Source organism: uncultured Bacteroides sp. (assembly GCF_902472605.1).
Classification (GTDB): Bacteria; Bacteroidota; Bacteroidia; order Bacteroidales; family Bacteroidaceae; genus Phocaeicola.
This window is the reverse complement of record NZ_CABROP010000063.1, coordinates 1-13,349: the sequence shown is the minus strand read 5'-3', so window position 1 is coordinate 13,349 and position 13,349 is coordinate 1. Positions and strand designations below refer to the sequence as shown.

The 13,349-nt window shown below is 48.9% G+C and carries 10 protein-coding genes; 1 reads left to right on the top strand and 9 read right to left on the bottom strand.

The features are described 5' to 3' along the window. Nucleotides 1-180: 180 nt before the first annotated feature. From secDF to dapB, 9 genes are all read right to left on the bottom strand, one after another. A complete protein-coding gene (secDF, locus tag RDP42_RS11850) occupies nt 181-3,180 on the bottom strand; it encodes a protein translocase subunit SecDF (RefSeq protein WP_308763851.1) in 3,000 nt (999 codons plus the stop codon). 205 nt (nt 3,181-3,385) lie between these two features. Continuing rightward, nucleotides 3,386-5,479, bottom strand: coding sequence for a M3 family metallopeptidase (locus RDP42_RS11845; RefSeq protein ID WP_308763850.1), 2,094 nt, complete (start codon nt 5,477-5,479; stop codon nt 3,386-3,388). A gap of 18 nt (nt 5,480-5,497) precedes the next feature. Next, nucleotides 5,498-6,556: an endonuclease/exonuclease/phosphatase family protein gene (locus tag RDP42_RS11840; RefSeq protein ID WP_308763849.1), complete on the bottom strand. Its 1,059-nt coding sequence runs from the start codon at nt 6,554-6,556 to the stop codon at nt 5,498-5,500. Further along, nucleotides 6,553-7,446, bottom strand: a complete 894-nt coding sequence (locus RDP42_RS11835) for a rhomboid family intramembrane serine protease (protein WP_308763848.1) — start codon at nt 7,444-7,446, stop codon at nt 6,553-6,555. Before RDP42_RS11835 ends, RDP42_RS11840 begins: the two co-directional genes overlap by 4 nt. Next, entirely contained in the window at nt 7,421-8,095 is a 675-nt protein-coding gene (locus tag RDP42_RS11830) for a rhomboid family intramembrane serine protease (protein WP_303912674.1), read from the bottom strand. Before RDP42_RS11830 ends, RDP42_RS11835 begins: the two co-directional genes overlap by 26 nt. A 65-nt stretch (nt 8,096-8,160) precedes the next feature. Then, a complete protein-coding gene (locus RDP42_RS11825) occupies nt 8,161-8,811 on the bottom strand; it encodes a WbqC family protein (RefSeq protein WP_204476719.1) in 651 nt (216 codons plus the stop codon). Nucleotides 8,812-8,825: 14 nt separating this feature from the next. After that, nucleotides 8,826-9,743, bottom strand: a complete 918-nt coding sequence (gene lepB, locus RDP42_RS11820; RefSeq protein ID WP_308763847.1) for a signal peptidase I — start codon at nt 9,741-9,743, stop codon at nt 8,826-8,828. A 3-nt stretch (nt 9,744-9,746) separates the two neighbouring features. Further along, the gene (locus tag RDP42_RS11815; protein WP_308763846.1) at nt 9,747-11,171 is read right to left on the bottom strand and encodes a S26 family signal peptidase; all 1,425 of its coding nucleotides are present in this window, start codon (nt 11,169-11,171) and stop codon (nt 9,747-9,749) included. 2 nt (nt 11,172-11,173) lie between these two features. After that, on the bottom strand, nt 11,174-11,929 hold the full coding sequence (gene dapB, locus RDP42_RS11810) for a 4-hydroxy-tetrahydrodipicolinate reductase (RefSeq protein WP_308763845.1): 756 nt from the start codon (nt 11,927-11,929) through the stop codon (nt 11,174-11,176). Between the two features lie 83 nt (nt 11,930-12,012). Here dapB and RDP42_RS11805 point away from each other — a divergent pair, with 83 nt between their 5' ends. After that, nucleotides 12,013-13,281, top strand: a complete 1,269-nt coding sequence (locus RDP42_RS11805) for a DUF2851 family protein (RefSeq protein WP_308763844.1) — start codon at nt 12,013-12,015, stop codon at nt 13,279-13,281. Nucleotides 13,282-13,349 lie beyond the last annotated feature (68 nt).

Sequence of the window (13,349 nt, the reverse complement as noted above, 5' to 3'; positions counted from 1 at the left end):
AATCTGATATAAAACGACAGAGGCCATCTCAATTCATTTTGAGACGGCCTCTTTTACTTTAAATGCACTTGTGTTTGAAACCAAACGCAAAGGCGTTTCCCGGACGTGGGAAAAAACCATAAAAAAACGGCTGCCTTCACGCGGAAAACAGCCGTTTCTCAAACATTATATCAGATTTTATTATGCTTCTTCTACTTCACCTACTTGCTTCGGCATTTTGTGACCCATGGTCAGATAAGCCACCGGAGCAGCGACGAACAGTGAAGACAAGGTACCGATTACCACACCCAGGATCATGGCGAATGCAAAGCTGCGGATGCTGTCGCCACCCAGGATGAAGATACTCAACAACACAATCAATGTACTCAAAGAAGTGTTGATGGTACGGGCCAGAGTGGTATTCAGTGAGTCATTGAACAACTGCGCACGTTCACGTTTCGGATACAATCCGATAAACTCACGTACACGGTCGAAGATGACCACCTTATCGTTGATAGAGTAACCGATAGCCGTCAGGATGGCACCGATGAATGTCTGGTCGATTTCCAACGAGAACGGCATCCATCCGTAACACAAGGAGTAAGCTCCGATAATCAATACCGTATCCACTACCAGCGCTACGGTAGCACCGATACTGAAGGCGATGTTGTTGAATCGAATCAAGATATACAAACCAATGGCAATCAAAGCCAGTACAACCGACCAGATAGCAGAGGTCTTGATATCGTCGGCGATACTCGGGCCTACCTTCTGAGAACTGATGATAGAACCTCCGGCACGGTTATCGCGGTCGATGAAGATTTCAAGCGTAGTACCCTTACCCAGCAAGTTACCTTCTTTCAACGCATTGTAAAGGAACTCTTCGATTTCAGCATCGATTGTCGGAGAATCTTCGTTAATGCGGTAGTTGGTAGTCACACGGATGGTCTTTCCGTCTGTACCCAAGGCGATAGCCTGTACGTTAGCATCTCCTACTTTCGGCTGCAACAGGTCGCGTACGGTTTCCGGCTGTACCACTTGTTCAAACTGAACCACGAAGTTACGTCCACCGGTGAAGTCGATACTCTGTGCCAACCCACGTACAAAGAAAGAAACAATACATACAATGATGATGATTCCCCAAACCGTGAACGAACGTTTAGTGACACCCATGAAATTATAGTGTACATTCTGCATCAGGTTCTTTGAAATGCCTGTAGTGAATGTCAGGTTCAACCATTTTTCCTTGTTCATGAAGTGTTCGTAAACCAGACGAGTCAAGAACACGGCTGAGAAGAATGAGCAGAGGATACCGATAATCAAGGTAGTGGCAAAACCACGAATCGGACCGGTACCGAAGTTAAACAGGATGACACCTGTAATGATAGAAGTCAAGTTAGAGTCGAAGATGGCAGAGAACGCGTTCTTGTAACCTTCGGCCAAAGCCTGCTTGGTTCCCTTACCCGCACGAAGCTCTTCCTTGGTACGTTCATAAATCAATACGTTCGCATCCACGGCCATACCTAATGACAACACCATACCGGCGATACCGGACATCGTCAAGGCAGCCTGGAAGGATGAAAGGATACCCAGTGTAAAGAAGAAGTTGATGAACAACGCACCGTTGGCCACCATACCCGGAATGAATCCGTACATCACACACATGTAAGCCATCAGGACAATCAAAGCCACGATGAAGGATACGATACCCTGGTTGATGGATTCCTGTCCCAAAGACGGACCTACGATGTCTTCCTGTACGATACGAGCCGGAGCCGGCATCTTACCAGATTTCAACACGTTGGCCAAGTCTTTTGTGACTTCCGGAGTGAAGTTACCTGTAATCTGTGAGTTACCACCTGTAATTTCAGAGTTTACACGCGGGGCACTGTATACATATCCATCCAATACGATGGCGATTTCCTTACCGATGTTCTTCTTTGTCAGGGCAGCCCAGCGACGAGAACCTTCTGTGTTCATTGACATGCTGACGCACGGCTTGTTGAACTGGTCGTATTCATCTTTGGCGTCTGTCACTACGTCACCTTCCAGCGGTGCACGTCCGTTACGTTCAGTCGACTTGATGGCATACAATTCGAAGATACGTCCGGTCTTGTCCATATCGGAAGCTTTCACACCCCACATCAGTTTCAGGTCGCGCGGCATCACTTCCTTCACGGCCTTCATGTTCAGGATGCGGTTTACATCAGCTGTATCTTTGTAATCGGCATAACCTACGATACAACCTACACCGCTCTGGTTCAACTGCAGAACAGACAACAACGGATGTTCTTTCTTCATCTGTTCCATATCAGCGCTGGAAGCAGCTGGAGTTTCACCCTTCAAAGCGGCTGTCAGACTATCCTTAGCAGAAACGGCAGAAGCCTGAGCTACAGCAGTCGTATCAGCTTCAGCCTGTACAGAATCAGCAGGAGCCTCGTTGTTCAGCAAGCCACGGGCACGGTTGTCGGCAGAAGCCAATACCGGCACGATATCTTTTGCTTCGAATGTTTCCCAGAATTCCAAGTTGGCAGAACCCTGCAAGAGTTTTCTCACACGTTCCGGTTCCTTGATACCCGGCAGTTCCACCATGATACGACCCATCTTTCCTTCCAATGTCTGGATGTTCGGCTGAGCCACACCAAAACGGTCGATACGTGTACGCAAAACATTGTAAGAGTTGTCTACGGCAGCTTTTACTTCCTCACGCAATACTTTCTCTACTTCTGCGTCTGTACTACGGGTATTCACTTTGTCTTTCAACTGCTGGGTGGCAAAAAGTTCAGCAAGTTTGCCTTCCGGAGCCAGTTTTTTGTATTCTCTGATAAACAGGGTCACGAAATCTTCCTGACTGTTGATCTGCAATTTGGCAGCTTCAGCCACAGCCTTGTTAAAGGCTTCATCCGGTTTGTTGTCGGCCAACGCCTTCACCACGTCCGGTACGGAAACTTCCAGAATGACGTTCATACCACCTTTCAGGTCCAAACCCAACCCGATTTCCATCTCACGACATTGTTTCAGCGTATAAATCCCCAACCACACCTTCTGATTCTGCATGGAATCCAGGTAATGTGCCGAACCCTTCGGGTCCTCAGCCGCCTTGTTCATCTGATAACGGGTAACGAATGAGAATGAAAGGTAAAAAGCACACGCAAGGGTCAGTAATACCGCAAAAACCTTTACAAATCCTTTGTTTTGCATGTTACTTTAGTTTATTATATTTACTTTTAAAATTTGATACGTTTATTCAAGGTTGCAAATATAGTTTTTTTTCATTAGATATGCGGAAACCATTGTAAATATTTAAGCCATAGAGCCTAAAAAAGGAGCTATCGCTTGCAAAAATTAAGCAATAGCTCCCTTTTTTGTTTATAAAGTAGGGGATTCCCCCTGTCATTCAGACATTTTATTTCAATCCGCGCGTCTGTAGCAACGGTTCAATGCTAGGTTCTGCTCCACGGAAAGTGACGTACAGCTTCATCGGATCGTCGGAACCACCTTTCTCCAAGATGTTCTTACGGAAAGAAGTAGCTGTAGTCTGGTCAAACAGCCCATGTTCCTTGAACGCTTCAAACGCATCCGTATCCAGACGTTCTGCCCACAGATAGCAGTAATATCCGGCTGCATAACCGCCCATGATGTGGTTGAAATAAGTAGAACGGTAACGAGGTGCAATTTGCGGAATCAGACCGATTTTATCCATCAGCTGTTTTTCAAACTTCAACACGTCAAAGCCTTCCATGGTAGTCAGGCAGTGCATTTCCATGTCCAGAATAGCGGCAGCCAGCAACTCGGTCGTCATGAATCCCTGGTTGAACAACGCCTGGTTTTCAATCTTGGCAATCAAAGAATCCGGAATCGCTTCACGGGTTTTATAATGCTTGGCATACATCTTCAGCACTTCCGGAGCTACGGCCCAGTGTTCCATAATCTGTGAAGGAAGCTCCACAAAATCACGTGCCACCGAGGTACCGGATACGCCTTTATACTTACACTGAGTCAATAAACCGTGCAGAGCATGTCCAAATTCATGGAACATCGTACGAGCCTCATCAATGGTCAGCAATGACGGGATGTCACCGGCTGGTTTGGTAAAGCTGGCCACATTGTAAATCAACGGGCGGACACCTTCCTGTTCTTCACGGAAGTTGCTCATCCAGGCACCGCTCCGCTTGCTGGCACGCGGCATATAATCACTGTAGAACACGCCCAAAAGCGAGCCGTCCGCATCCTTCACGATGTAAGTTTTTACATCTTTGTTGTACACAGAGATGGAATCACACGGAGTGAGGGTGATGCCATACAACTTGTTCACAACCATGCACAAACCGTTGAATACGTCTTCCTGACTGAAATAAGGCTTGATTTCATCTTCGTTCAAGCTGTATTTTTCCTGACGGAGTTTCTCCGCATAATACCACCAATCCCATGCTTCCAGTTTCTCACCTTTGCCTTCACGGTCCATGATTTTCTGAAGCTCTGCGGCCTCAGCCTCTGCATTCTTTATAGAATATTTCCACAATCCATACAACAAATCCAACGCATTCTGAGGCGTTTTGGCCATGTTGTCGGCCAACTGATATTCCGCATAATTACTGAATCCCATCAGCTGTGCCTTTTCCAGACGGAGTGCCAGTACCTGCTTCAGCACGTCCTTGTTATCGTTGGCGTTGCCCCGATTTCCCAAGCTGGTATAAGCCTGATAGATATTCTTTCTCAATTCGCGGTTCTGTGCATACTGCAGCAACGGCGTACGGCTGGATTCCTGCAAAGTAAATACCCATTTTCCGTCCTTTCCGTGCGCTTTTGCTTCATGAGCAGCCCCTTCAATCACTGCTTCCGGCAGACCGGCCAAGTCTTCTTTCTTGTCTACCACCAGCAAATAATCGTTGTTGTCGGCCAATACATGGTTACCGAATTCAATGGTCAGCGTAGACAGCTGTTTGTTGATTTCACGCAGACGCTCCTGTTTCTGTGCATCCAGTCCCGCACCCGAACGGATAAATTCCTTGTAATATTTATCCAGCAAATAATGCTGCTCAGTAGTCAGCTTGATTTTGCCTGCTTCTTCCTGCGCATGTACAGAAGCCACTCGCTTATACAAATCCTGATTCAGGAAAATATTGTCACTGTGTTCCGACAACATCGGAGCGATTTTGGCTTCCAGTGCCATCAGTTCATCGTTCGTATCAGCTTCAGTCAAAGCAAAGAACACTCCACTTACCCGAGCCAAGATTTCCCCACTGTTGTCCAAAGCCACAATCGTATTTTCGAAAGTCGGGGCTTCGGCATTTTCCACAATAGCCTTGATTTCCTGATTTTGCTGTTCGATTCCTTTCAGGAAAGCCGGTTCATAGTGCTCCACCTTAATCCGGTTAAAATCCGGCGTGCCATAAGGTGTTTGAAACTCAGTCAGAAACGGATTGTCCGTATCAGCTGCCTGCTGTCCGCAAGCACATACCATACAACTCATAGCGGCTGCAAAAATTAAATTCTTCATCTTATAGTTATTATCAGGTTATAGTTTCTCTACCAGGCACCACAGCGGATAATGGTCGGAAGCCGAAATGGAATTATCTACCCGGCACTTCAGCGGTCGGAACCCTTTGTTCACAAACATATGGTCAATGCGGAAATACAGGAAATTCCGGTTATACGAGAACCCCGGACCCCATCCTGCCGCACGATATGCATCGGTCAGTCCTCTTCCGATGGTACGATGCGCATACGAAATCGGCGAATCATTGAAATCGCCGCACACCAGCAAGTATTTGGTGGCCTGTCGGGCGATGGCCTGTGCCACAGAATCAGCCTGAGGGGCACGAATCACCGCCGCATCAGCCAGTTTCCGAATCAGATACTTTCCTCCCGTCTTGACTTTCTGCTCATCCGGCGATTTCAGCAAGCCCTCATACATCTCCTTGTCATGCGCATCCAGCTTGTTCGATTCCAAATGGTTGCAAATCACTGTCAAGGTATCTGTTTCCATTTTTAGCCGAAGGAGGAAACTCCCATTGACCTTGCTTTCATAAGGTATCTGCTCCGCTGAAAGAATAGGAAAACGTGACAAACATCCCATACGATTGCCGTTTCTCACCTGAAGACTCTTCACATAAGGATACATTGGAAAAGCTTCCTTCATCTGCTTCTCATCCCACCGGAATTCCTGCAAACACACCACATCGGCATCACTCTGCTGGATATAAGTTCGTATCGGATGCGACTCATCCTCCTCATCGCCCTGCATCCCCATTACATTGTAGGTCAAAAACTTCAGGACTTCTCCGTCTGCCGTCTCTTTCGCACTATGAAAAGGAGTATAAGTCATGATAGCCCCTCCACCCAATAACAGAAAGGCCAGTGGAACCCATACCAGTCGTCTGCGGTAAAACAACCAGACAAATACAAATACCACTACGGCCAGCAACAGAAAAGGGAAAAACAGCCCCGCACACGACAGCACCGGATGTGCCACAGGCGACAAAGAAGGGCTATATGCACAGAACAAGAATCCCGCGCCGGCCACTATGTTACCGAACAGAAGTACTCCTTTTACGGTATGTCCCAGAATATTCATTTTTTACTTGCGTCAAATAAACTCTTTTTTTCTTCTTCCGTCAGACTGTTGTATCCCGACTTCCGCAACTTATCCAAAATCCGGTCGATTTCAGCTTCCCGTTCTTTCTTGCGGGCGTTATAATCATAGTCCGCCTGACGCCCTCCGTAGTGTACCTTCATTTTAGGCTTCCGCTTCACCGGATGTCCCAGCTGCAAACACCAATCACACACTCCGTTTATCCATTTTGTAACATCGTGTCCACGCTGCAAGCCCACCGCAAATACCCATCCGGCCAGTGCCCCGCCCAAATGTGCGATGTGTCCGCCTGCATTACCCGAGGTCATGAAGAGCAAATCGAGCACGACCATAAACAAAGCCACATATTTCAGCCGCACCGTGCCGATGAACAGAAACTGCACCGGATAATTCGGCTCGCGTACCCCCACCGCTACCACGATGGCCAGCACCGAAGCCGATGCCCCCAACAGGTAAGACGAATACACGGCATCCTGGAAATAAGGGAATACATTATAAGCTACCATGTACAGCACTCCTCCGCAGATACCTCCCAGGAAATACAATCCGCGCAGGTGTTTGGCCGAGAAAAACATCAGGAACAGACGTCCGAACCAGAATAGCCACAGCATGTTGAACAGAATATGCAACACACCCGCATGCATGAACATATACGTAATCAGCGACCAAGGCTGGCGGATAAACGCCTCTGTCCAGGCCGGCAGTTCCAGGAAATGTATCCACGGTGACGAAGGTACATTAAACAGGGTCAGAAAAATCTGTACCACCGTCACGACCAGAAACACCGCCACATTGAAGTACACCAACCGTACCGCAAGGTCGCCCTGCTGGAATTTCCGTTTCAAATCAGTAATAAATCCGTCCGTTGCCATTTTTCTTTCTCCAATAAATAATCAGTAGCAAGCCAAACAGCATACCACCCAAGTGTGCGAAATGCGCCACGTTGTCACCGCCTCCCAAGCCGAGCAACAGTTCCAGTACCGCATAACCGATTACGAAATATTTTGCCTTAATCGGCATGGGAATAGGAAATACAAACATCTGGCTGTTGGGAAACAACATACCAAAAGCTAACAGAATACCATACACGGCTCCCGAAGCGCCCACTGTGGTCAGCTGGTTCAGGAAAACATCCATCGGAATAATTCCTAATCCCGTATCGACTGAGGAATAATTCGACCACACCATCGCATATTCAATGTACTGCACCAGTTCCTGTATCAGTCCGGCCCCGATACCGCACACCAGGTAATACGTCAGGAAACGCTTGGGCCCCCACACTTGTTCCAATACCCGTCCGAACATCCATACCGCAAACATATTGAAAAAAATATGTGAGAAATTGGCATGCATGAACATATACGTGACAAGCTGTACCAGATTAAAATCTGAAGCCAGGAAAAAGTGAAGTCCGAGCAAATTTTCTATATCCACTCCGTATTTCCGGGCCACAAACATACCCAGGAAACAGAGCACATTGATAATAAGCAGGTTTTTCGTTACTGTTGGAAGATTATTCATGTTGTTAAATCATTGATTCAGTTGCAAATGTACAATATAAATCTGGTTTGGGCGCATCCGCATGCTTAAAATTCATTGCATGCACCGACAGAGTCGCGTAGTACCAGCAGACTTTCCGGTCCCATATTAAAAAGCAAATCTATCACACTCAGGTTAGGCAGGAAGCCCAGCTTCTGGTCGAACACCTGATAGTAAGGTTTCGGCACAAACGCTTTGTCCACCTCCCGGAAATCCCGTTTGGGATGAATCCGTTCCCGGAAATCATCCGCCGTTTCCGGCTCCGTCACATAATCATCGGTCGGAATCAACCGAGGCTGCATGTCAATCTGCTGACACACCCATTCACACAGTTCCAGGTTAAAATCGAACAGAAACTCATACTTCTGTTCAAAGAAACGGTGAAACTCGTCCGCATAATAATCGAAAAACGGGCTGTGCTTGTAAGCCGCCACAAAGGCGTTCCAATGCACGTGCCGCCAGTTCCCGTGGTCGGAAATGCGTATATCCTTCATCAGGCATTTCAGGTCATCCCCCTTTTCCGTCGGGATGGTCAGTGCCAACGGTCCGTCGGCCGATGCAATCACACAGCGGTTCCGGTACGTCTGCTTCATGTAGTGGTCATACCGTTCCACATACACCTCAGGATAAGCAAAAAGTTTGGTATAATATTCCACGGGCGCCAGATAGGCCGACCCTAAAATCACTTCCTTCTTCATTCTTTCTTTTTTAGTCATTGCACCCGCTGTCCGAAACGTCCCGACCGTGAAGAATACCAGATCAGCCAGGCCTTCCCTACCAGATGGTCTTCCGGCACCAGTCCGAACAAACGGGAATCAAGAATATTCACCGGATCGTTCGAAGCCACCCAATAGTAATCCTTGCGGAAAGTATAGGTATCTACGGGCTTTCCCTTTACATACAGCGTATCGTGACGCACCTCTGCCGGCTCGTGCTCATGTGCTACAATCGTGTTGCACAGCAACGTCACATTCCACGGATAGACCTTCACCGGTACTCCCTTGGCCGGAATCACATACGGATGCACCTCCGTACGGTTCTTCTCGTCCAGTGGAATCAGCGGAATCCGCCCTTCCAGTTTCTGCGAAAGCAAATAATATTCATACTGACTGAAACTCCGGATATATCCCCCGTCGGAAGTATATCCCACCAGCGTATTACCTTCAATGCCCAACACTGAAAGTACCGTCAGCATCAGGTCCTCTGTCGAAACCGGATACGCATAAAGCGATTTGGCATCCGGGCTCAACACCTTTCCGCCTACATTATTTAAATCAGCGTCCAGCATCAGCGTGTCGCCTGGCGTACCGATACAACGGCTGATAAACAATTCCCGCCATTCGATTCCCTTCTTCGGATTCTGGGGATGCGGATTGTTGAACAAGATAATATCCCCCTTCTTTGCCCGGGAAGCCGCCAGCCGGTGATAGCCGAAGAGCGAACAGAAAGGCAGACGCAACCCGTAGCTCCACTTGCTGACCAGAATCCGTTCCCCCTGATAAAGCGAGTTCTCCATGCCGGAAGAAGGAATCACACAAGTCGTCACAAGCAGCGTCCGCACCAGCCAGACGGCCAATACCGCCAGACCGGCAGCTTTCAACCACCACCATCCGGACTTTCCTTTACTCATACATCATTTGATGGAATCTACAAACTTGAACAGACGGCTCCAGCGTATCTTTCCGTTAAACCATCCGCGGTCCTGATCCAGTGACAGCCAGATAAAAATCGGCTTGCCCACGATATGGTCTTCCGGCACAAATCCCCAGAAGCGGGAGTCGGCCGAGTTGTGACGGTTGTCTCCCATCATCCAGTAATAATCCATCTTAAAGGTATATGTCGTCGTTTCCTGCCCGTTGATGTAAATCTTTCCATCCTTCACTTCCAGACTATTACCTTCATAGTTTCGGATCGGACGTTCATAAATCGGCAGGTTGTCCAAAGTCAAATCTACGGTAGCCCCTTTCTTCGGAATCCATATCGGTCCGTAGTTGTCTACCGTCCAGCCTGTCAGCTTATTGTCGGGATACAGACCGCCCGCATCGTCATCCGGTGCATTCTCAATGGAAGTCACCAAATCCTTCCGTGCCAACAGGGCTGCTTTTGCCTTCTCGGTCAGCGGCATGTTGTACATGGATTCTTCCGTATAATAAGCCATCAAGTCCTCCTGGCTGATACCCAATTCATGGCACAAATCTTCCGGCAGCATGCCTTTGGTGTGTACCAGATAACGATACTGCACGTTGTCCGGTTCCTTGTTCGGCTTGCCGTCCAGGTAGATAATCCGGTTCTTGATTTGCAATGTCTGTCCCGGCAATCCCACGCAACGTTTCACGTAATTCTCCCGGCGGTCTACCGGACGCGTAATCACCTTGCCGTACAGCTGCGGATTCTCATCGATGTACTTGCGGCCCACCGTATAATAATAGTCATACACTTCACGCTGCTGTTCCACATTCAGGCTCGCCAAGTCGATGGGCTGCGAAAGCTGCTTGCCGATAGCATAGCTCATGCGGTAGATATCCTCTGCCGGATTACCGGTAGCCACCGTATCGCCTGCCGGGAAGTTGAACACTACGATGTCGTTCAGCTGCACTTTCCCCAGTCCAGACACCCGCTTGTAGTCCCATTTCGGCCATTCCAAGTACGACTTGCAGTTGAATACCGGCAACGTATGCTGCGTCAGCGGCATGTGAAGCGGGGTCTGCGGGATACGGGCCCCGTAGCTCATCTTGCTCACAAACAGGTAGTCGCCCACCAGCAACGATTTCTCCAGTGAAGACGAAGGAATCACGTAATTCTGGAAGAAATACAGGTTCACGAAATAGACAGCCACCAATGCGAACACGATGGCATCCACCCAACCCATCACCGTCAGCACGGTCTTGTTGGTCGACTTCTTCCACCATGTCCAAGGAATCTTCTTGGAGATATAAGCATCAAAGATGAACGGAACCACAATCAGTCCCAGCCAGCTTTTCAACCAAATCAGGAAAATCAGGTAAAGCACCAGCACTATGCTGAACTTTATCCATTGCTTACGTGAGGCTTGTATCATACTCAAAACTGAAATAAATCATTCATACCCAAAAAACCGGTGTGTCCGGCTGTATATTCCGCTGCCAGTACAGCGCCCAAGGCAAATCCCTTGCGGTTCTTCGCATCGTGTGTAATCACGATGGAATCGGCTTCCGACTCGTACTTGATGGTGTGGATACCCGGCACTTCCCCTTCGCGGATGGCACTTACCGGCAATTCATCCGGCGCACAGTCGGTCGTTCCCGTCACGGTTCCATCGGGAGCCGTCAGCGTACCCATCACCCATTTGTGCTTGCGGTCCAGGTTTTCCAGAATCCCTTCCGCCAGCGTGATAGCCGTACCGCTCGGCGCATCCAACTTGTGTACGTGATGCGTTTCCACCATCGAAACATCGTAGTTCGGGAACTGGTTCATGATTTTGGCCAGATACTTGTTGACGGCCGAGAAAATAGCCACTCCCAGGCTGAAGTTGGACGACCAGAACAAAGTCTTTCCTTCTTCCTGACACAGGCGACGCATTTCCTCCCCGTGTTCAGCCATCCATCCGGTACTGCCTGAAACCACCTTCACGCCCTGCTTGAACGCCTCCAGGCAGTTGCCGTAAGCCACCGCCGGAGCCGTAAACTCAATGGCCACATCGGCCGAGCGGAATGCTTCCGATGCAAAATCTTCCCGGTTATTTATATCAATGATACTGACAATTTCGTGTCCTCTGGAAAGGGCAATCTTTTCAATTTCCTTTCCCATCTTTCCATATCCAATCAATGCAATTTTCATAATTCTGCTGATAAATTTATTCGCAAAGATAGTGTTTTTCAGTATTAATCATTACATTTACCTGACATTTACACCTCGTTAACATGGAACATCTACTCCAATTTGTATGGAAACACAAGCTTTTTCCGCTCACCCCGCTGCATACTACCCAAGGGCAAACCATCGAAGTCATTGACCCCGGACTTCCCAATACGGACGCCGGTCCGGACTTCTTCAACGCGAAAATCAAGATAGACGGCATCCTCTGGGTGGGCAATGTGGAAATCCACGTACATGCCTCCGACTGGAAACGCCATCACCACCACCTGGACCGTGCCTACGACTCCGTGATTCTCCACGTGGCTTCCGACATCGATGCCGAGACCTTCCGCACGGATGGCGAACCCATCCCACAAATGGAACTGCACTACCCGCCCTACCTGTTGGAAAACTACCGCGAACTGATTGAAACCAGTCACTACCCGGCCTGCTACCGCCTCATCCCCCAACTGCCCAAACTCCTGCTCCACAGCTGGCTCTCCAGCTTGCAGACGGAACGTTTCGAGCAAAAGACACAACGTATCCAGGCCCAGCTCACCCAAAGCAAAGGCGACTGGGAACAGGCCTTCTTTCTCACCCTGGCCCGCAACTTCGGTTTCGGCACCAACAGCGATGCCTTCGAACAATGGGCCCAGACCATTCCCTTACAGGCCGTCAACAAACACCGTGACAATCTTTTCCAGATAGAAGCGATTTTCTTCGGACAAGCCGGTCTGCTACAGGAACTCCCCTCCGACGACTATTCCGCCCAGCTTACCAAGGAATATGCTTACCTGGCCCACAAATTCGAACTGCATCCCTCCGAACATCTTCGCTGGAAGATGCTCCGCATGCGTCCGGGTAATTTTCCACACGTGCGCATCGCCCAACTGGCCAACCTCTATCATCATTCCCAGGGGATGCTTTCCCAGCTCCTGCTGGCTCCTACCGTGAAAGAGCTGCGCGACCTGTTGCGGGGAGGTACCTCTCTCTACTGGCTCACTCACTACGTGTTCGGTGAACCGTCGCCCGCCCGTCCGAAGACTCTCAGCGACGCTTCCATCGACCTGCTGATTATCAACACCGTGGTGCCTTTCCTTTATGCCTATGGAAAGCACAAAGGTGAAGAACGGCTCATCGAACGGGCCAGCAACCTGCTGGAACAACTGAAACCGGAAAACAATTACATCATCCGCCTGTGGAAGGAATGTGGCCTCTCCGCCGCCCATGCTGGCGACAGCCAGGCTCTTATCCAGCTCAAGAAGAACTACTGCGACCCGAAGAAATGCCTGTTCTGCCGCATCGGGTATGAATATTTCAAGAAGAAAGAATAAATTCTTAAAAGAAGAGGGTGTGTCAAAATGCATACCCTCTTTTTTTATGACAACGCCCCGACTTTCCC

Excerpts from the sequence above, each read along its gene's own strand:
- dapB (WP_308763845.1), bottom strand. The coding sequence starts at position 11,929 with ATGAAAATTGCATTGATTGGATATGGAAAGATGGGAAAGGAAATTGAA.
- RDP42_RS11825 (WP_204476719.1), bottom strand. The coding sequence starts at position 8,811 with ATGAAGAAGGAAGTGATTTTAGGGTCGGCCTATCTGGCGCCCGTGGAA.
- RDP42_RS11815 (WP_308763846.1), bottom strand. The coding sequence starts at position 11,171 with ATGATACAAGCCTCACGTAAGCAATGGATAAAGTTCAGCATAGTGCTG.
- RDP42_RS11845 (WP_308763850.1), bottom strand. The coding sequence starts at position 5,479 with ATGAAGAATTTAATTTTTGCAGCCGCTATGAGTTGTATGGTATGTGCT.
- RDP42_RS11830 (WP_303912674.1), bottom strand. The coding sequence starts at position 8,095 with ATGAATAATCTTCCAACAGTAACGAAAAACCTGCTTATTATCAATGTG.
- lepB (WP_308763847.1), bottom strand. The coding sequence starts at position 9,743 with ATGAGTAAAGGAAAGTCCGGATGGTGGTGGTTGAAAGCTGCCGGTCTG.
- secDF (WP_308763851.1), bottom strand. The coding sequence starts at position 3,180 with ATGCAAAACAAAGGATTTGTAAAGGTTTTTGCGGTATTACTGACCCTT.
- RDP42_RS11840 (WP_308763849.1), bottom strand. The coding sequence starts at position 6,556 with ATGAATATTCTGGGACATACCGTAAAAGGAGTACTTCTGTTCGGTAAC.
- RDP42_RS11835 (WP_308763848.1), bottom strand. The coding sequence starts at position 7,446 with ATGGCAACGGACGGATTTATTACTGATTTGAAACGGAAATTCCAGCAG.
- RDP42_RS11805 (WP_308763844.1), top strand. The coding sequence starts at position 12,013 with ATGGAACATCTACTCCAATTTGTATGGAAACACAAGCTTTTTCCGCTC.